Consider the following 19,685-nt stretch of genomic DNA (forward strand, 5'->3'; position numbering starts at 1 on the left):
GTCCGGCTCAGCCGGTCTCCAGGTCCAGGATCTTCTCCCGCATCGCGTACACCACGGCCTCCATCCTGGAGTGCAGCTGCAGCTTCTCCAGGATGTTGCGCACGTGGTTCTTCACGGTGTTCTCGGAGATGAACAGCGCCTTGGCGATGTCCCGGTTGTTCTTGCCGGTGGCCACCAGCTTCAGCACCTCCAGCTCACGGTCGGTGAGCCGGGGCGCGGGCACCAGCCGCCGCTCGTCGGTGCGCTGGATCATCGACTTGAACTCGGTGAGCAGCTTGGCCGCCATCGAGGGGCTGATCTGCGACTGCCCGTCGGCCACCGCCCGGATCGCGGCGGTCACCTCGTCGGTGGAGATCTCCTTGAGCAGATAGCCGGTGGCCCCGGCCTTGATCGCGTCGTAGAGGTCCGCCTCCTCGTCGCTGATCGTCAGCATGATGATCCGCGCGCTGGGGGCGACCTCCTTGATGGAAGTGCACGCCTCGATCCCGCCGCGCCGCGGCATCCGCACATCCATCAGCACGATGTCGGGCAGCAGGTCGGCGGCCTTCTCCACCGCCTCGGCCCCGTCCCCGGCCTCCCCGATGACCTGGATGTCCTCCTCCTGCGCGAGCACGATCTCCAGGCCGCGCCGGAACAGTTCGTGGTCGTCCACCACCAGCACCCTGATCGGCTCCCGCCGCTCGGGCGCGCCCTGCGGCGCCTCCCGCCGCGACGGCTCCGCACCGGTGCGGGGCATCACGGGCCCGAAGCCGTCCACCATCGTCGTATCCCCCTGCACAGGCCGGTGCCGCCCACCGGACAACGGATGGCCACCGTACGCCGGTTGGCAGGACCATGATTCCATGACGGGCGCCCCCGCCGGGTCCATGATCCGGCCAAGGGGCGCCCTTCATCAGCGGGTGGCGGAGGCTAACCTCCCAGCGCCGCTCCCGCACCGACCGGGGCGTGCTCCGCCAGCGGATCGGCTTCCAGATGGATCACGCCGTAGTCGTACCCGTGCCGCCGGTAGACGACGCTGGGCTGCTTGGTCTCGATGTCGACGAACAGGTAGAAGTCGTGCCCCACCAGCTCCATCTCCTCCAGCGCCTGTTCCAGCGACATGGGGGCGGCGGTGTGGGTCTTCTCCCGAACGACGAGCGGCCCGTCGCCCTGTACCTCGATCGATCCGGTGCGGCGTACGGTCACCGCGGGCTCCGGCTCCTCGGGGCCCGCGCCCAGCTCGCCCTCCTCGTTGATCACCGCGGCGTCGGGGACGGCGTCTCCCACCTCGCTGGCGGGGATGCGGCCCTTGCCACGACGGCACTTGCGCTTGTCATGCTGCCTGCGCAACCGGGATTCCAGCTTCTCGACGGCCAGGTCGAGCGCACCGTAGGGATCGGCCGCCGACGCCTCCGCGCGGACCACGGGTCCGCGGTGGCGCAGCGTGATCTCCACCCGGTCGGAACGGTCGGCCTGACGCGGGTTGTGTTCCTTGGACACTTCCACGTCGAGGCTGGTCACCTTGCCGTCGAATTTCTGGATACGGTCCAGCTTCAGCTTTTCGGCCACGTGCCTCCGGAATCGCTCCGGTACCTCCGTCTTGCGGCCTTTGACGACGATGTCCACGCAGAACTCCGTTCCCGGATCGCCCCGCCTGCGCCGGCGGAGCAGCTCCCTTGGTACAGAACGAATGTGCACTTTTTACGGTGGTTCGCACCACCACGCCTTGTATCGAAAGTACCTCCAATGGCCCATCCAAGACACCCTTACCAACGCGTAGACCCCTACCCAGGTTCCTCACGGGCACTCCGTGTCCCCGCGACCACCGCCGCTCCCAGCAGCCGGCCACCCGCCGCCCGGACCGCGCGCGCCGCCTCGGCAAGGGACGCACCGGTGGTCACCACGTCGTCGACCAGCACCACCGATTCACCGTACGCGAGCACCCGACCGCCCTCCGCGGTCAGCGCGCCCGCCAGATTGGCCCTGCGTGCCTCCGCCCCCAGGCCCGCCTGATCGGCCACCGTGCGTCGCTGCCGCAACACCGGCAGCACCCGTACCGCCAGACCCTCGCGTCGCAGCCGCGCCGCCGCCGCCACCGCGATCCGGCGCACCGGATCGTGCCCGCGCCGCCCGGTGGCCGCCCGCGCCGAGGGCACCGGGACCAGCGCCAGCACCTCACCTCCGGCGCCGCGCCCCACCGTGTCCGCCACCCGCTCGCCGTGCGCCCGCACCGCCGTTACGCTCAGCGCCAGGGCCCGGCCCAGCGGCGCGGCCAGCGCCAGCGCCCCGCGTTCCTTGTGCGCCAGGAGCACCGATCTGGGCTCACCCGCGTACTCGACCGCCGCGTACACCGGCGGCAGCCCGGCCGGCTCCGGCGCCGGCCGCACCCTGCGCGCCGTCCCGGCCAGCGCCCCGTACAGCAGCGCCCGGCAGCCGGTGCACAGCACCGCCCGAACCGCGCCGCACCCGGCGCAGCCCGCCGGCAGCACCAGATCCCCGATCTCCCGCCACCAGATGCGCAACGACTCCACCGCCCACGTACCGGACCCGCCCGGTCGTGTTCCGGGCCTACCCCGGGTAGAACGGCGCCGACCCCTGCTCGGTCACCAGCCTCCACTGGTCCTGGAGCCGGACGATGCCGTCGGCGGTCTCCGCCAGCAGCGGCAGGGTGTCGTCCTCGGACGCCGCGAGCCCGGTCACCAGGCCCGGCATGGTGGAGGAACTGGCCGGTGAGCCGTCGGTGGCCAGGTACTGCAACTGCTCCACGCCGTCCGCCGGGCGCCCGACGACGACCAGTTTGCTGACCCCCGCCCACGAGGCCGCCGTGACCTTCTCCAGGACCGGGGTGACCGCGCGCAGGCCCTGGACGGAGACCTCGACCGCCTCCCCGGCGGCGGCCCGGTGGATCCGGCCCATCCACAGCGTGGCCGAGCCGTCGTCCCCGGCCAGCAGCATCGCGAGGCGCACCCCGTCCGAGGCGACCCGTACCGAGGCGATGTGCTGCCCGGCCGGCAGGCCCTCCACGGTGACCTCCTGCGGGCTGCCCACTCCGCCGGACAGCCGCAGCAGCCGGGGGCCGGCCGGGTCCCGGTCGGCGACCCACAGGTCGCCGAGCCCGTCCCAGCTGGGGCGGGACAGGCCGGTCTCCGGGTCGGCCGAGGCGCTCAGCGTCAGCGGCTCGGGGGTGGGGTCGGTGCCCCACATCTCGGTGACCAGCAGCGATCTGCCGTCCTCGGTGATGCCGGCGGCCCGGTCCTCACCGCGGCTGACGGCGGCCTCGCGCAGCGGCACGGCGCCCTGCCCCAGCGCGCCGGTGACGATCTGCGGCTCGGCGTCCACGTCGGGGACCGTCAGCAGCCGGTCCTCCCCGTCCAGGAAGTACGAGCTGCCCGTGCGCGCGTCCAGCTGGCCGGGCGCCAGGCCGTTGGCCTCGGCGCGCGAGAGCGAGCACAGCCGGGAGCCGTCCGTACCGTCGGTCAGCCGGACCTCGGAGACCTCGCTGGAGGACTGCTCCTGCACGGTGTGCAGGACCTGTGCGCCCATCAGTTCGCAGCGGTCGCGGTTCAGCCCGGGGTCCACACCGGTCAGTGCCACGGTGAGCGTCCCGGAGTCCATGGTGATGGCGTTGCGCTCCGGCGCCAGGCCGACGTCCTGCGGGATCTCGGTGCGCACCACCGGGGCCAGCCATTCGCCCGGCCCGTTCAGCAGTTCCCTGACGGCTTCCCCGACCGGGTCGATGCGCCAGCGTACGTAGATCGGGTCGGCGACCAGCGCCTTGGCGGTCTCGCCCGCCTTGCCCGTCTCCGGGCCCCAGTCCGCGTAATAGAACGTGTTGACGGAGTGGTAGTTGCGCTGGAAGTCGGCCTCGCTCATGATCAGGCCGTCCGGCAGCTCGTCGATCCGCCACTCGCCCTCGACCCGCTGGAGCCGGAACGGCTCCCGGTAGCCGCCCTCCTGCGGGGTGTACCCGTGTGCGGCGTCCACCGTCGCCAGCAGCGTTCCCCCCACGTCGACGACCGCGGTCTCGGCGCTCTCCGCGGCGTCGCCCTCGGCGGCCAGCAGGTCGCCCTCCGGCAGCCGGCTGGTGAAGTTCGGCCCCGACGCCAGCACCGTGGTGCTCGCGAACGGGTCCCACACCTGCTGCCGCTGCGGCGTCAGATACTCGCGCGCCGTGTCGAACTGCGCCTCGTCGCTGGTGATCGCCTCCAGGAAGCCCCGGACGATCTCCTGCTGCGTCGCGTTCTCCTGCGGCGAGACACCGAAGATCCGCACCGGGGACTCGTTCTCGGCGCGCTCGGCCGCGTCCACCCGCTGCACCGGACCACTGGAGGGCATCGCCGCGCAACCGCCCACCAGCAGTCCGCCGGCCAGCAGCACACCGACCGTCTTCACGCCGCCCCGCCACCGCTCACCTGCCACGGCCGCTGTCCTCCTCCACCGTCGACACGGAGCCGGACGGACCGGAACCGCCGGACCCACCGGACCCACCGGACCCACCGGAACCGCTGGACCCGCCGGCCGCACCGGACGCGCCGCTGCCCCGGCCCTGCGCCGGAATCGCCACCGTCCGCCGCCGCGCGTCCCCCGGCTCCAGCGGCAACGGCGACCCGCGCAGCGTCCCGCCCGCCACCTTCGGCAGCGTCAGCCGGAACTGCGCGCCCCCGCCCGGCTCGCCCCACGCCTCCAGACGCCCGCCGTGCAGCCGCGCGTCCTCCACCGCGATCGACAGCCCAAGACCCGTGCCACCGGTGGTACGCGCCCGCGCCGGATCGGCCCGCCAGAACCGGTTGAACACCCGCTCCGCCTCGCCCTCACCGAGCCCGATCCCGTAGTCGCGCACCGCGAGCGCCACCGCGGAACCGTCCCCGGACTCCGCCAGCCGGATGACCACGTCACGGCCCTCGCCGTGCTCGATGGCGTTGACCACCAGATTGCGCAGCACGCGCTCGATCCGCCGCGCGTCCACCTCGGCGACCACCGGTGCCTCGGCGCCGCGCACCAGCAGCGCGCTGCCCTTGCGCTCCGCCAGCGGCTCGGCGCCCTCGATCACCCGGTGGACCACGTCGCGCAGATCGCTGTGGTCCGCCTCCAGGCTCGCCGCCCCCGCGTCGAACCTGCTGATCTCCAGCAGATCCGCCAGCAGCGACTCGAACCGCTCCACCTGGCCGAGCAGCAGCTCCGCCGAGCGTGCCGTCACCGGGTCGAACTCCTCGCGCGCCTCGTGGATGACCTCGGCGGCCATCCGCACCGTGGTGAGCGGGGTCCGCAGCTCGTGGGACACATCCGAGACAAATCGCCGCTGCATCCGGGAGAGATCCTCCAGCTGGGAGATCTTCACCTGGAGATTGCGGGCCATCTTGTTGAACGACTCGCCCAGCCGCGCGATGTCGTCCTCGCCGCTGACCTTCATCCGTTCCTTCAGCCGCCCGGCCGCCAGCCGCTCGGCGATCCCGGCCGCCATCCGCACCGGCGTCACGACCTGGCGGACCACCACCCAGGCGATCGCGCCCAGCAGCACCACCAGGAAGATCCCGGCGGTCGCGATGGTCCCCATCACCAGGCTGAGCGACTTCTCCTCCTGCGTGAACGGGAAGAGGTAGTACAGCTGGTACTGGCCGTTGTCGTTGTCCGTCAGCCGCCGGCCCACGATCAGCGCCGACTCCGAGCTGCCGTCCGGGCGCACGATCGTGCCGTACTGCCGGTGCGTGGCCGGGTCACGGTCCAGCGCCTGCCGCAGCTCGGCCGGGATGCTCTCCTCCGGCCGGATGTCCGCCGACGCCCGCGGCCCGCGCATCGCCGCGCTCGGCTCCCCCGTGAACGGGGTCGACGACAGCTGCGAGCTGAGCGCCACCACCGAGTACACACCCTGGCCGCCGGAGGCCAGCTGTTCCACGATCCCCGTCATCCACGACCCGGGATCGGTGACCCCCTGGCCGGTGACCGGGTCGGAGCCGTCGTGCGCGTTGTTCGCCAGGTCCTCGGCGACCGCGAACCCGCCGTCGGCCTGGCTGATCGCCGTCTGCCGCTTCGCCTCCAGCAGCCCGTTGCGCACCTGCCCCATGACGACGATGCCCAGCACGAGCACCACCGCCACCGACATCAGCAGTGTGGTCGCCACCACCCGCAGCTGGATATTGCGCCGCCACAGGCGCAGCACCGGCAGCAGCGGGCCACGCGCCCACCGGCCGAATATCCGCATCGCGGGCTGGGCCCGGCCGCTCGTCGCCCCTCCGGGGAGCAGCCGGGAACCACGCCGCCACAGCCGGGCACTCACCTCAGCTGGATCCGGCCTTGTAACCGACCCCCCGCACCGTCACGACGATCTCCGGCCGCTCCGGGTCCTTCTCCACCTTGGAACGCAGCCGCTGCACGTGCACGTTCACCAGCCGCGTATCGGCCGCGTGCCGGTACCCCCACACCTGCTCCAGCAGCACCTCACGCGTGAAGACCTGCCACGGCTTGCGCGCCAGCGCCACCAGCAGGTCGAACTCCAGCGGGGTCAGCGAGATCGTCGCCCCGCCGCGCTTCACCGAGTGACCGGCCACGTCGATCACCAGATCGCCGATGGCCAGCTGCTCGGGAGCGGGCTCCTCGGACCGGCGCAGCCGCGCCCGGATCCGTGCCACCAGCTCCTTGGGCTTGAACGGCTTGACGATGTAGTCGTCGGCGCCCGATTCCAGGCCGACCACGACGTCCACCGTGTCGCTCTTGGCGGTCAGCATGACAATCGGCACCCCGGACTCACCGCGGATCAGCCTGCACACCTCGATACCGTCCCGGCCGGGCAGCATGAGGTCGAGCAGCACCAGATCCGGCTTGATCTCCCGGAAGGCCGCCAGCGCCTTGTCGCCATCTGCCACGAACGACGGTTCGAATCCCTCGCCGCGCAGCACGATGCCGAGCATCTCCGCCAGCGCGGTGTCGTCATCGACGACGAGTACGCGTCCCTTCATGCCTTCATCATCCCATCCCCTGATCGTGACTTCCCCGAACGTGATCTGGAACACATCCCGGCCTCGTGCCCATCCGTCCCGGGTACGGGAACTACCACAGCCCGAACACCCACCGGCACGCCATGGCACGATGTGCACCCAGATCCCGTTGAAACAACAAACACCGAGCAGTACGAGCGTAGGAGTACGAAGCCGTGAGTGACGCGCCAGGCTGGACCTCGCCCGGCTCCCAGCCGCCCGAGCACGACCCGGACACCACCACGGCCCCGCCCGCGCAACCGCAGCCCGGCGCCCAGCAGCCCGCGCAGCCGCAGGGCTGGACCGCCGGCCCCGGCGTCCCGCCCCAGGGCGGCCCGTACGGCCAGCCCGGATACGGACAGCAGCCAGGACCGTACCCCGGCCAGCAGCCCGGCGGCCCCGGCCACCACCCAGGCTACGGCCAGCAGCCCCCCGCCGGCTGGGGCGCACCGCCCCCCACCTGGGGCCCCAAGGAGTACGCCGCCAAGCCCGGCGTCATCCCGCTGCGCCCGCTCGGCCTCGGCGAGATCCTCGACGGCGCCGTCTCCACCGCCCGCGCCCACTGGCGCACCGTCCTGGCCATCTCCCTCGGCATCGCCATCGTCATCCAGCTGCTCTCCGGCGTCGCCATGAAACTGTGGCTCTCCGAGAGCTCCGGCATCGCCGCCCTGGAGAACAACCCCGACCCCACCACCGAAGAGCTGCGGGACGGCCTCCTGGACCTCGGCGCCTTCAGCTCCGTCGCCGGCATCGCCATGCTGGTGGGCAGCGTCCTGGCCACCGCCATGCTCACCATCGTCGTCAGCCGCGCCGTCCTGGGCCGCAGCGTCACCCTCGGCGAGGCCTGGGACGACTCCCGCCGCCAGCTGGGCCGGCTCCTCGGCCTCACCCTGCTCACCGGCCTCGTCATCGTCGCCGCCGTCTGCGTCCCCGTGCTGCTCGGCGTCCTGGTGGGCAGCCCCGGCCTCGCCATCCTCGGCATGATCGCCGGCATCATCCTCGCCGTCTGGCTGTGGGTACGCCTCTCCCTCGCCGCCCCCGCCCTGATGCTCGAACGCCAGGGCGTCTTCACCGCTCTGCGCCGCTCCTACAAGCTCGTCAGCAACTCCTGGTGGCGCATCTTCGGCATCCAGCTGCTCATCACGATCCTCATCACGATGGTCGCCGGCATCCTCGAATTCCCCTTCACGATCCTCGCCGAACTGGTCGGCTCCGGCAGCGTCGACGGCTTCATCAGCGGCTCCCTGGCCGACGTCACCTGGACCTACCTGCTGATCTCCGGCATCGGCGGCGTCCTGGGCTCCGCCATCACCCTCCCCATCAGCGCGGGCGTCGCCGCCCTCCTCTACATCGACCTGCGCATCCGCCGCGAGGCCCTCGACCTGGAACTGGCCCGCGCCGCCGGCATCACCCCGCACCCGGGAAGCTGACACCATGCAGGGGGCCGGGACCGGGGGGAGAACAGCAGCATGATCAGCGTCATCATGACCGGAGACGGCGACGGACCGCCGCTCACCATCGACCGCGAGGCCGCCCGCGAGGCGGCCGAGCGCGAACTGTCCCAGCAGATATACGCCGAACACGAACCCGGCCTCGTCCGCCGGGTCTTCAACTGGGTCCTCGACCAGATCTTCGGCGCCCTCGAATCCGTCGCCTTCCACGCCCCCGGCGGCTGGCTCGGCGTCTTCATCCTCACCCTCGTCGTCATCGGCCTCCTCATCGCCCTGCGACTGCGCCTGGGCGCCCTGCGCACCGCCCGCTCGGGCACCGGCGGCGCGCTGTTCGAGAACCGCCCCCGCACCGCCGCCGAACACCGCGCCACCGCCGCCCGGCACGCCCAGCTCGGCCAGTGGGACCAGGCCGTCCAGGAACAACTGCGCGCCCTCATCCGCTCCCTGGAGGAACGCGCCCTCCTGGGCCCCCGCCCCGGACGCACCGCCAACGAGGCCACCACCGACGCCGCCCGCGTCATGCCCGCCCTCGCCACCCGGCTGCGCGCCGCCGCCACCACCTTCGACGCCGTCACCTACGGCGACGGCCGGGCCACCCCCACCGACCACCACGAACTGCGCGACCTGGACGAGACGGTGCTGCGTACCAAACCCGACCTCACCGGCGCCGGAGCCCCCCGATGACCGCCACCGACACCGGCACGGACACCGGAACCTCCGTCTCCCCCGACGCCCGCCGACTGTGGCGGCGCGGCCGCGGCCTGCTCATCGCCGCCGCCGCCCTCCTGATCACCGGCCTCGTCCTGGCCCTGTTCCGTTCCGGCGACAACGGCACCCTGCACCCCGGCTCCGCCGCCCCGCTCGGCAGCCGCGCCATCAGTCAGCTCCTCACCGACCACGGCGTCGACATCACCGTGGTCCACACCTCCGAAGAGGTACTCGCCGAGCTGGACCGCCTGGACCGGAACGACTGGCCCGCCGCCACCCTCCTCATCACCCACCCCGAAGACCTCGCCCCCGAACGCCGCGACGCCCTGCGCCGCGAAACCCTGCGCACCGGCACCCGTACGGTCCTGGCCGGCGCGGGCCCCGACACCGCCGCCGCCTTCACCCCCGGCATCGAGGTCGCCCCGTCCGCCCCCACCGGCGAACTCGACCCCGGCTGCGCCACCGACCTCACCGAGCGGGCCGGCAGCGCCCAGCTCGGCGGCCACCGCTACCTCCTGCCGCCCGACACCGACCGGGCGACCGCCGCCGCGGCCTGCTACCCGTTCGCCGGACTGCCCACCCTCGTCACCCACCACGCCGGCGGCCCCTCCGAGACCGTCCTGCTCGGCGCCCCCGACCTGCTGTACAACGCGAACCTGGACGCGTACGGCAACGCCTCCCTGGCCCTGCAACTCCTCGGCGCCCGCGAGCACCTCATCTGGTACCTGCCCACCGCCGCCGACGCCCCCGGCAGCGGCGCCGACCGCAGCCTCACCGACCTCATGGCCCCCGGCTGGCGCTGGGCCGCCCTCCAGCTCGCCATCGCCGCCGCACTCACCGCGTTCTGGCGCGGCCGGCGCCTGGGCCCCGTCGTCACCGAACGGCTCCCCGTCTCCGTACGCGCCGCCGAAACCACCGAGGGCCGCGCCCGCCTCTACCACCGCAACGGCGCCCGCGACCGCGCCGCCGAAGCCCTGCGCTCCGCCGCCCGCACCCGCCTCGCACCCCGCGTCGGCGTCGCCCCGGCCGCCGCCCACACCCCCGAGGACCTGCTGCACGCGCTCGCCGCCCACACCCACCGGGCCGCCGCCGACCTGCACGCCCTCCTCTTCGGCCCGGCCCCCGCCGACGACCCCGCGCTCGTCGCCCTCGCCGACGACCTCGACGCCCTGGAAGCAAGCCTCACCCCCGACCCGAAGGACCCGAGCCAGTGACCAGCCCGACCGGAACCGCCGAGCCCACCCCGTCCTCCCCCCGCACCGCCCTGGAGGCCCTGCGCGGCGAGATCGGCAAGGCCGTCGTCGGCCAGGACGCCGCCGTCACCGGCCTGGTCGTCGCCCTGCTGTGCAAGGGCCACGTCCTCCTCGAAGGCGTCCCGGGCGTCGCCAAGACCCTGCTGGTCAAAACCCTCGCCACCGCACTCGAACTCGACACCAAGCGCGTCCAGTTCACCCCCGACCTGATGCCCTCCGACATCACCGGCTCGCTGGTCTACGACACCCGCACCGCCGAGTTCTCCTTCCAGGCCGGCCCGGTCTTCACCAACCTCCTGCTGGCCGACGAGATCAACCGGACCCCGCCCAAGACCCAGGCCTCCCTGCTCGAAGCCATGGAGGAACGCCAGGTCTCCGTCGACGGCACCCCGCGCCCGCTCCCCGAGCCGTTCCTGGTCGCCGCCACCCAGAACCCCGTCGAGTACGAGGGCACCTACCCCCTCCCCGAGGCCCAGCTCGACCGCTTCCTCCTCAAGCTGACCCTCCCGCTGCCCAGCCGCGAGCAGGAGATCGACGTCCTCAACCGGCACGCCGCCGGCTTCGACCCCCGCGACCTGGCCGCCGCGGGCGTGCGCACCGTCGCCGGCCCCGGCGAACTCGCCGCCGCCCGCGAGGAGGTCGCCAAGGTCACCGTCTCCCCCGAGATCAGCGGCTACGTCGTCGACCTGTGCCGCGCCACCCGCACCTCGCCCTCCCTCGCCCTGGGCGTCTCCCCGCGCGGCGCCAAGGCCCTGCTGTCCACCGCCCGCGCCTGGGCCTGGCTGTCCGGACGCGCCTTCGTCGTCCCCGACGACGTCAAGGCCCTCGCCCTGCCCACCCTGCGGCACCGCGTCCGGCTGCGCCCGGAGAGCGAGATGGAGGGCATCAGCGCCGACACCGTCATCACCGGCCTCCTCGCGCACGTCCCGGTCCCCCGCTGATGGCCCTGACCGGACGCACCGCCCTCATCGCCGCGCTCGGGGCGCTGATCGCCGGCCTGCTGCCGGGCTGGGGCGGCATCGCCGCCGTCTGCCTGCCGCTGCTGGCGGCCATCGGGTACGACCTGCTGCGCGCCGCCCCGGTCCGCACGCTCCACCTGAGCCGCCCCGCGTCGGTCTCCATCCGGCTGGGCGAGAGCGCGGAGGTGGACCTGACGGTCACCAACCTCTCCGGACGGCCGCTGACCGCGGACCTCAGGGACGCCTGGCCGCCCAGCAGCTGGCAGCCGGGCACCCAGTACGCCGCCGCCCGCCACCACCTGACCGTCCCGGCCGGCGAACGCCGCCGCGTCACCACCGTCCTGCACCCCACCCGCCGCGGCGACCACGCGGCGGTACGGGTCACGATCCGCTCGCACGGCCCGCTCGGTCTCGCCGCCCGCCAGGGCAGCCACCGCGTCCCGGGTACGGTCCGGGTCCTGCCGCCGTTCAGCAGCCGCAAGCACCTGCCGTCCAAACTGGCCAGGCTGCGCGAGCTGGACGGCCGCACCAGCGTCATGCTGCGCGGCGAGGGCACCGAGTTCGACAGCCTGCGCGACTACGTGCCGGGGGACGACATCCGTTCCATCGACTGGCGGGCCACCGCCCGCCAGTCCGCCGTGGCCGTCCGCACCTGGCGCCCCGAACGCGACCGCCATCTGCTGCTGGTCCTGGACACCGGCCGTACGGCGGCCGGCCGGGTCGGCGACGTCCCGCGCCTGGACGCCGCGATGGACGCCTCCCTGCTGCTGACCGCGCTGGCCGCCCACGCGGGCGACCGCGTCGACCTGCTGGCCTTCGACCGCCGCACCCGCGCCGCCGTACGCGGCCGGACCGGCAAGGACGTGCTGCCGGCCGTCGTCCAGGCCCTCGCACCACTGGAACCCGCGCTGATCGAGAGCGACATGACCGCCCTGGCCACCGCGGCCCGGGCCGGCGCCCCGCGGCGCTCGCTGATCGTGCTGTTCACGACGCTGGAGACCGCCCCGGTGGAGATGGGCCTGCTGCCCGTACTCCCGCAGCTGACCCAGCGTCACACCGTGCTGGTGGCGGCGGTGGGCGACCCGCGCGTCGAGGAGATGCGCACGGCCAGGGGCACCGCCACCGCCGTCTACGAGGCGGCGGCAGCGGCCCAGCACGACGAGGAACGCCGCCGGACGAAGGCCCGGCTGGCCCGGCTCGGCGTCACGGTGGTCGAGGCCCCACCCGCCGACCTCCCCCCGGCGGTGGCGGACGCGTACCTCTCACTGAAGGCGGCCGGCAAACTCTAGTGCCCGCCCGGGACGCCGCGCGTCACAACCGGGTGGCCGTACGGACCAGCCCGGCGAGGGCCAGCGAACGGCTGTGCGCGGGCCAGGCGATGTGCGTGACGACGGGAGGCGCGTCGCTCAGCGGGACGGCGGCGTGCTCGGCCCACAGCCAGGCGCGGGCCGAGTCGGGGAAGACCGCCACCGTACGGCCCAGGGCGATCAACTGGGCCAGCTGCGTCTGATCGTGGATCTCCGGCCCCGGGCCGGGCGGGTACGTGCCGTGCCGGGCCCACCGCGCGAGCGGCAGACCGGGGATGCCGGCGACCTCGGCCAGGGACAGCGAACCGCGCGCCGCGAGAGGGTGCCCGGCCGGCAGGACGGCGATCTGTCCCTCGGTCCTGAGTTCCTCGCTGTCGAATCCGGCGAGGGAGTTGAACGGGGCGTGCATGAGCGCCACATCGGCACGACCGTCACGCAGCATCTCGCCCTGCTCACAGGTACCGCTCGGCAGCACCTCGATCTCGGCGGCGCCCGGCCCGGCCGCGTAGGCGTCGAGGAGCGCGTGCAGCAGGTCGTGGGACGCGCCCGCCTTCACCGCCAGCACCAGACGCTCGCCGCCGCCCTCGCGGTCACCGGCACCACCGGCGCGACGGGCACGGCGGGCGGCAGCCGTGGTCGCGTCGAGGGCGGCACGCCCCTCGTGCAGCAGGACCTCGCCCGCACGCGTCAGCCGGACGCCACGGCGGTTACGGGTCAGCAGCGGGACGCCGATCCGCCGCTCCAACTGCTGGATCGCCCGCGACAGCGGCGGCTGCGCGATCCCGACGCGCTCGGCGGCACGGCCGAAGTGCAGTTCCTCGGCGACGGCGACGAAGTACCTCAACTCACGGGTCTCCAGGGTGTCCACGCCCTCACTCTAGACCGGTGATACCGGCCAGGTATCACCGTGCACCGGATGGGTGTTGGCCGCACGGCGCGTCCGCGGGCGAGGATCACGCTGAACGGCTCACCGAGCCTCAGCGGCCATCCGGCCCAGCGAGAAGGACACCGACATGACCACACCCTCCACGTCACTGCCCGGCGGCACCTGGGCCCTGGGCGATCTGACCGTGACCCGCTTCGGTTACGGCGCCATGCAGCTGGCCGGCCCAGGGGTCATGGGCCCGCCCGCCGACCCTGCGGGGGCGCTGGCGGTGCTGCGCGAGGCCGTCGCCCTGGGGATCAGCCACATCGACACCGCGGGCGCCTACGGACCACGTGTCACCAACCGGCTGATCCGCGAGGCGCTGCATCCCTATGCCGCACCCCTGCGCATCGTCACCAAGGTCGGCGCCGTGCGCGACGAGCGCGGCGGCTGGATCCCCGCCCGCCGGCCGGAGGAACTGCGCGACGCGGTACGGGAGAACCTCGAGGACCTGGGTCTTGACGCGCTCGACGTGGTGAACCTGCGGCTCGGGGATGCCCAGGGCCCGCGTCAGGAATCGCTCGCCGAGCCCTTCGAGGCTCTCCTGGAACTCCAGCGGCAGGGCCTGATCCGGCACCTGGGCGTGAGCAACGCGACGGCGGAACAGGTCGCCGAGGCGCGGGCGCTCGCGCCGATCGTGTGCGTGCAGAACATGTACAACCTCGCCCACCGCCAGGACGACGCACTGATCGACGAGCTGGCCGGGGCGGGCATCGCCTACGTGCCCTTCTTCCCGCTCGGTGGCTTCACCCCGCTGCAGGCGACGGCGCTGTCCGCCGTGGCCGACCGGCTGGCGGCGACGCGGATGTCGGTCGCCCTGGCGTGGCTGCTGCGGCGGTCGCCGAACATCCTGCTCATTCCCGGTACCTCGTCGGTGGCCCACCTGCGCGAGAACGTCGCCGGCGCGGGGCTCACGCTCTCCGAGAAGGATCTCGCCGAACTGGACTCGATCGGCCGGTAGCTCCGGTAACTCCGGCAGCTCCGAGGGCACAGAAAAACAGAAAGAGGCCCGTTGGGGGATCGAAATCCCCCAACGGGCCTCTTCTCAAAGATTGTTCGGCGGCGACCTACTCTCCCACACGGTCCCCCATGCAGTACCATCGGCGCTGAAAGGCTTAGCTTCCGGGTTCGGAATGTAACCGGGCGTTTCCCTTTCGCCATGACCACCGAAACTCTAAAAGGTTGTCATTCGAAAAAAAATCACAGTGGACGCGAGCATCTGAGGACAAGCCCTCGGCCTATTAGTACCAGTCAACTCCACCTCTCACGAGGCTTCCATATCTGGCCTATCAACCCTGTCGTCTACAGGGAGCCTTACCCCATCAAGTGGGTGGGAGTCCTCATCTCGAAGCAGGCTTCCCGCTTAGATGCTTTCAGCGGTTATCCCTCCCGAACGTAGCCAACCAGCCATGCCCTTGGCAGAACAACTGGCACACCAGAGGTTCGTCCGTCCCGGTCCTCTCGTACTAGGGACAGCCCTTCTCAAGACTCCAACGCGCACAGCGGATAGGGACCGAACTGTCTCACGACGTTCTAAACCCAGCTCGCGTACCGCTTTAATGGGCGAACAGCCCAACCCTTGGGACCAACTCCAGCCCCAGGATGCGACGAGCCGACATCGAGGTGCCAAACCATCCCGTCGATACGGACTCTTGGGGAAGATCAGCCTGTTATCCCCGGGGTACCTTTTATCCGTTGAGCGACGGCGCTTCCACAAACCACCGCCGGATCACTAGTCCCTGCTTTCGCACCTGCTCGACCTGCCAGTCTCACAGTCAAGCTCCCTTGTGCACTTACACTCACCACCTGATGACCAACCAGGCTGAGGGAACCTTTGGGCGCCTCCGTTACTCTTTAGGAGGCAACCGCCCCAGTTAAACTACCCACCAGACACTGTCCCCGATCCGGATCACGGACCCAGGTTAGACATCCAGCACGATCAGAGTGGTATTTCAACAACGACTCCACCTGAACTAGCGTCCAGGCTTCACAGTCTCCCACCTATCCTACACAAACCGAACCGAACACCAATATCAAGCTATAGTAAAGGTCCCGGGGTCTTTCCGTCCTGCTGCGCGAAACGAGCATCTTTACTCGTAGTGCAATTTCACCGGGCCTATGGTTGAGACAGTCAAGAAGTCGTTACGCCATTCGTGCAGGTCGGAACTTACCCGACAAGGAATTTCGCTACCTTAGGATGGTTATAGTTACCACCGCCGTTTACTGGCGCTTAAGTTCTCAGCTTCGCCACACCGAAATGTGACTAACCGGTCCCCTTAACGTTCCAGCACCGGGCAGGCGTCAGTCCGTATACATCGCCTTACAGCTTCGCACGGACCTGTGTTTTTAGTAAACAGTCGCTTCTCGCTGGTCTCTGCGGCCACCCCCAGCTCAGGAAGTAAATTCCATCACCAGAAATGGCCCCCCTTCTCCCGAAGTTACGGGGGCATTTTGCCGAGTTCCTTAACCATAGTTCACCCGAACGCCTCGGTATACTCTACCTGACCACCTGAGTCGGTTTAGGGTACGGGCCATTGTGAAACTCGCTAGAGGCTTTTCTCGACAGCATAGGATCATCCACTTCACCACAATCGGCTCGGCATCAGGTCTCACCCTCGTGTGGAACGGATTTACCTGCTCCACGGGCCACACCCTTACCCCGGGACAACCACCGCCCGGGCTGGACTACCTTCCTGCGTCACCCCATCACTCACCTACTACAGGTCTGGACCACCGACTCCACCACTCCACCCACCCCCGAAGGGACAGATGGCGGCTTCGCGGGCTTAGCATCGCCTGATTCAGCGTTGGCGCTCCACAACGGGTACCGGAATATCAACCGGTTATCCATCGACTACGCCTGTCGGCCTCGCCTTAGGCCCCGACTTACCCTGGGCAGATCAACTTGACCCAGGAACCCTTAGTCAATCGGCGCAAGAGTTTCCCACTCTTGTATCGCTACTCATGCCTGCATTCTCACTCGCATACCGTCCACAACTCGTTTCCACGGCTGCTTCACCCGGCACACGACGCTCCCCTACCCACCACAACCTTCGTTAGAAGTATTGTTGTAGTGACACGACTTCGGCGGTGTACTTGAGCCCCGCTACATTGTCGGCGCAGAATCACTCGACCAGTGAGCTATTACGCACTCTTTCAAGGGTGGCTGCTTCTAAGCCAACCTCCTGGTTGTCTCTGCGACTCCACATCCTTTCCCACTTAGCACACGCTTAGGGGCCTTAGTCGATGCTCTGGGCTGTTTCCCTCTCGACCATGGAGCTTATCCCCCACAGTCTCACTGCCGCGCTCTCACTTACCGGCATTCGGAGTTTGGCTAAGGTCAGTAACCCGGTAAGGCCCATCACCTATCCAGTGCTCTACCTCCGGCAAGAAACACACGACGCTGCACCTAAATGCATTTCGGGGAGAACCAGCTATCACGGAGTTTGATTGGCCTTTCACCCCTAACCACAGGTCATCCCCCAGATTTTCAACTCTGGTGGGTTCGGGCCTCCACGAGGTCTTACCCTCGCTTCACCCTGCCCATGGCTAGATCACTCCGCTTCGGGTCTAGGGCATGCTACTCAATCGCCCTGTTCGGACTCGCTTTCGCTACGGCTACCCCACACGGGTTAACCTCGCAACACACCGCAAACTCGCAGGCTCATTCTTCAAAAGGCACGCAGTCACGGCCATACACACAAGTGCGCATGACGACGCTCCCACGGCTTGTAGGCACACGGTTTCAGGAACTATTTCACTCCGCTCCCGCGGTACTTTTCACCATTCCCTCACGGTACTATCCACTATCGGTCACCAGGGAATATTTAGGCTTAACGGGTGGTCCCGCCAGATTCACACAGGATTTCTCGGGCCCCATGCTACTTGGGAAACCTCTAAGTGAGCCATGCAGATTTCAGCTACGGGGGTCTTACCCTCTACGCCGGGCCTTTCGCATGCCCTTCGCCTATCCACACAGTTTCTTACTCACCGACCGTCCGGCAGAACGATCAAAAAAGCTCCCACAACCCCGCATGCGCAACCCCTGCCGGGTATCACACACATACGGTTTAGCCTCCTCCGGTTTCGCTCACCACTACTCCCGGAATCACGGTTGTTTTCTCTTCCTGCGGGTACTGAGATGTTTCACTTCCCCGCGTTCCCTCCACACCGCCTATACATTCAGCAGTGGGTGACAGCCCATAACGACTGCCGGGTTTCCCCATTCGGAAACCCCCGGATCACAGCTAGGTTGACAACTCCCCGGGGACTATCGCGGCCTCCCACGTCCTTCATCGGTTCCTGGTACCAAGGCATCCACCGTGCGCCCTTAAAAACTTGGCCACAGATGCTCGCGTCCACTGTGCAATTCTCAAACAACAACCGAAGATTCGACCTTTCACAGCCGTACCTTCAGACACCCAACAGCGAACCAAATGTTGCAGTCAATGTTCCACCCATGAGCAAACCACCGCCGAACACTCGCCGGCGTAGTGGCTCTGGACCGCTATCGCGGTCTAGAAGCTCCTTAGAAAGGAGGTGATCCAGCCGCACCTTCCGGTACGGCTACCTTGTTACGACTTCGTCCCAATCGCCAGTCCCACCTTCGACAGCTCCCTCCCACAAGGGGTTAGGCCACCGGCTTCGGGTGTTACCGACTTTCATGACGTGACGGGCGGTGTGTACAAGGCCCGGGAACGTATTCACCGCAGCAATGCTGATCTGCGATTACTAGCGACTCCGACTTCATGGGGTCGAGTTGCAGACCCCAATCCGAACTGAGACCGGCTTTTTGAGATTCGCTCCACCTCGCGGTATCGCAGCTCATTGTACCGGCCATTGTAGCACGTGTGCAGCCCAAGACATAAGGGGCATGATGACTTGACGTCGTCCCCACCTTCCTCCGAGTTGACCCCGGCAGTCTCCCGTGAGTCCCCGGCACCCCCGAAGGGATCCGCTGGCAACACAGGATAAGGGTTGCGCTCGTTGCGGGACTTAACCCAACATCTCACGACACGAGCTGACGACAGCCATGCACCACCTGTACACCGACCACAAGGGGGCGACCATCTCTGGCCGTTTCCGGTGTATGTCAAGCCTTGGTAAGGTTCTTCGCGTTGCGTCGAATTAAGCCACATGCTCCGCCGCTTGTGCGGGCCCCCGTCAATTCCTTTGAGTTTTAGCCTTGCGGCCGTACTCCCCAGGCGGGGCACTTAATGCGTTAGCTGCGGCACGGACAACGTGGAATGTTGCCCACACCTAGTGCCCACCGTTTACGGCGTGGACTACCAGGGTATCTAATCCTGTTCGCTCCCCACGCTTTCGCTCCTCAGCGTCAGTATCGGCCCAGAGATCCGCCTTCGCCACCGGTGTTCCTCCTGATATCTGCGCATTTCACCGCTACACCAGGAATTCCGATCTCCCCTACCGAACTCTAGCCTGCCCGTATCGACTGCAGACCCAGGGTTAAGCCCTGGGCTTTCACAATCGACGCGACAGGCCGCCTACGAGCTCTTTACGCCCAATAATTCCGGACAACGCTTGCACCCTACGTATTACCGCGGCTGCTGGCACGTAGTTAGCCGGTGCTTCTTCTGCAGGTACCGTCACTTTCGCTTCTTCCCTGCTGAAAGAGGTTTACAACCCGAAGGCCGTCATCCCTCACGCGGCGTCGCTGCATCAGGCTTTCGCCCATTGTGCAATATTCCCCACTGCTGCCTCCCGTAGGAGTCTGGGCCGTGTCTCAGTCCCAGTGTGGCCGGTCACCCTCTCAGGCCGGCTACCCGTCGTCGCCTTGGTAGGCCACTACCCCACCAACAAGCTGATAGGCCGCGGGCTCATCCTGCACCGCCGGAACTTTCCACACACGAGGATGCCCTCATGTGTCGTATCCGGTATTAGACCCAGTTTCCCGGGCTTATCCCAGAGTGCAGGGCAGATTGCCCACGTGTTACTCACCCGTTCGCCACTAATCCCCGGCCGAAACCGGTTCATCGTTCGACTTGCATGTGTTAAGCACGCCGCCAGCGTTCGTCCTGAGCCAGGATCAAACTCTCCATGAATGCTTCATGTAAGAGCAAGGAAAATCCTCGCTAATTGCTGCACCTCAGACGAGGTCGAGGCACAGACTTC

Annotated in this window: 13 protein-coding genes and 3 rRNA genes; 6 read left to right on the forward strand and 10 right to left on the reverse strand. The window is 68.9% G+C overall.

Annotation, left to right across the window (positions count from 1 at the left end):
- Nucleotides 1-7: 7 nt before the first annotated feature.
- From ACTFAP_RS09195 to mtrA, 6 genes are all read right to left on the reverse strand, one after another.
- The gene (locus ACTFAP_RS09195) at nucleotides 8-760 is read right to left on the reverse strand and encodes a response regulator (protein ID WP_030725009.1); all 753 of its coding nucleotides are present in this window, start codon (nucleotides 758-760) and stop codon (nucleotides 8-10) included.
- A gap of 149 nt (nucleotides 761-909) precedes the next feature.
- A complete protein-coding gene (gene hpf / locus ACTFAP_RS09200) occupies nucleotides 910-1,605 on the reverse strand; it encodes a ribosome hibernation-promoting factor, HPF/YfiA family (protein ID WP_495684183.1) in 696 nt (231 codons plus the stop codon).
- 158 nt (nucleotides 1,606-1,763) lie between these two features.
- Complete coding sequence (locus ACTFAP_RS09205; protein WP_500469440.1) at nucleotides 1,764-2,501, reverse strand: ComF family protein; 738 nt, start codon at nucleotides 2,499-2,501, stop codon at nucleotides 1,764-1,766.
- 46 nt (nucleotides 2,502-2,547) lie between these two features.
- Complete coding sequence (locus tag ACTFAP_RS09210) at nucleotides 2,548-4,398, reverse strand: LpqB family beta-propeller domain-containing protein (protein WP_495684184.1); 1,851 nt, start codon at nucleotides 4,396-4,398, stop codon at nucleotides 2,548-2,550.
- On the reverse strand, nucleotides 4,388-6,253 hold the full coding sequence (gene mtrB / locus ACTFAP_RS09215) for an MtrAB system histidine kinase MtrB (RefSeq protein WP_500468769.1): 1,866 nt from the start codon (nucleotides 6,251-6,253) through the stop codon (nucleotides 4,388-4,390). Before mtrB ends, ACTFAP_RS09210 begins: the two co-directional genes overlap by 11 nt.
- Before the next feature lies 1 nt (nucleotide 6,254).
- Nucleotides 6,255-6,932: a two-component system response regulator MtrA gene (mtrA, locus tag ACTFAP_RS09220; protein WP_386541107.1), complete on the reverse strand. Its 678-nt coding sequence runs from the start codon at nucleotides 6,930-6,932 to the stop codon at nucleotides 6,255-6,257.
- A 194-nt stretch (nucleotides 6,933-7,126) separates the two neighbouring features.
- Here mtrA and ACTFAP_RS09225 point away from each other — a divergent pair, with 194 nt between their 5' ends.
- Genes ACTFAP_RS09225 through ACTFAP_RS09245 form a run of 5 tightly spaced genes read left to right on the forward strand, consistent with a single transcriptional unit; the run spans nucleotide 7,127 to nucleotide 12,610 of the window.
- Nucleotides 7,127-8,380 (forward strand): DUF7544 domain-containing protein, encoded by a 1,254-nt coding sequence (locus ACTFAP_RS09225; protein ID WP_500468770.1) that lies wholly within the window; start codon nucleotides 7,127-7,129, stop codon nucleotides 8,378-8,380.
- Nucleotides 8,381-8,419: 39 nt separating this feature from the next.
- A complete protein-coding gene (locus ACTFAP_RS09230) occupies nucleotides 8,420-9,085 on the forward strand; it encodes a DUF4129 domain-containing protein (protein ID WP_500468771.1) in 666 nt (221 codons plus the stop codon).
- Nucleotides 9,082-10,323 carry a DUF4350 domain-containing protein gene (locus ACTFAP_RS09235; protein ID WP_500468772.1) on the forward strand — a complete coding sequence of 414 codons (1,242 nt, stop codon included), beginning with the start codon at nucleotides 9,082-9,084 and terminating at the stop codon, nucleotides 10,321-10,323. Before ACTFAP_RS09230 ends, ACTFAP_RS09235 begins: the two co-directional genes overlap by 4 nt.
- Complete coding sequence (locus ACTFAP_RS09240) at nucleotides 10,320-11,303, forward strand: AAA family ATPase (protein WP_390123143.1); 984 nt, start codon at nucleotides 10,320-10,322, stop codon at nucleotides 11,301-11,303. Before ACTFAP_RS09235 ends, ACTFAP_RS09240 begins: the two co-directional genes overlap by 4 nt.
- A complete protein-coding gene (locus ACTFAP_RS09245) occupies nucleotides 11,303-12,610 on the forward strand; it encodes a DUF58 domain-containing protein (protein ID WP_500468773.1) in 1,308 nt (435 codons plus the stop codon). The genes ACTFAP_RS09240 and ACTFAP_RS09245 overlap by 1 nt, the downstream gene beginning before the upstream one ends.
- Before the next feature lie 22 nt (nucleotides 12,611-12,632).
- Here ACTFAP_RS09245 and ACTFAP_RS09250 read toward each other — a convergent pair whose 3' ends face one another.
- Nucleotides 12,633-13,496, reverse strand: coding sequence for a LysR family transcriptional regulator (locus ACTFAP_RS09250; protein ID WP_436980628.1), 864 nt, complete (start codon nucleotides 13,494-13,496; stop codon nucleotides 12,633-12,635).
- A 145-nt stretch (nucleotides 13,497-13,641) separates the two neighbouring features.
- Here ACTFAP_RS09250 and ACTFAP_RS09255 point away from each other — a divergent pair, with 145 nt between their 5' ends.
- Nucleotides 13,642-14,514: an aldo/keto reductase family oxidoreductase gene (locus ACTFAP_RS09255; protein WP_500468774.1), complete on the forward strand. Its 873-nt coding sequence runs from the start codon at nucleotides 13,642-13,644 to the stop codon at nucleotides 14,512-14,514.
- 93 nt (nucleotides 14,515-14,607) lie between these two features.
- Here ACTFAP_RS09255 and rrf read toward each other — a convergent pair.
- The 3 genes from rrf to ACTFAP_RS09270 all read right to left on the reverse strand — a co-directional run bounded on the left by rrf (nucleotide 14,608) and on the right by ACTFAP_RS09270 (nucleotide 19,615).
- Nucleotides 14,608-14,724, reverse strand: a 5S ribosomal RNA gene (rrf, locus tag ACTFAP_RS09260).
- Between the two features lie 50 nt (nucleotides 14,725-14,774).
- Nucleotides 14,775-17,897 (reverse strand): 23S ribosomal RNA (locus tag ACTFAP_RS09265).
- A gap of 188 nt (nucleotides 17,898-18,085) precedes the next feature.
- A 16S ribosomal RNA gene (locus ACTFAP_RS09270) occupies nucleotides 18,086-19,615 on the reverse strand.
- The 16S, 23S and 5S rRNA genes sit together here, the layout of an rRNA operon.
- Nucleotides 19,616-19,685 lie beyond the last annotated feature (70 nt).

The sequence above is a fragment of the Streptomyces sp. PH9007 genome (assembly GCF_059813725.1).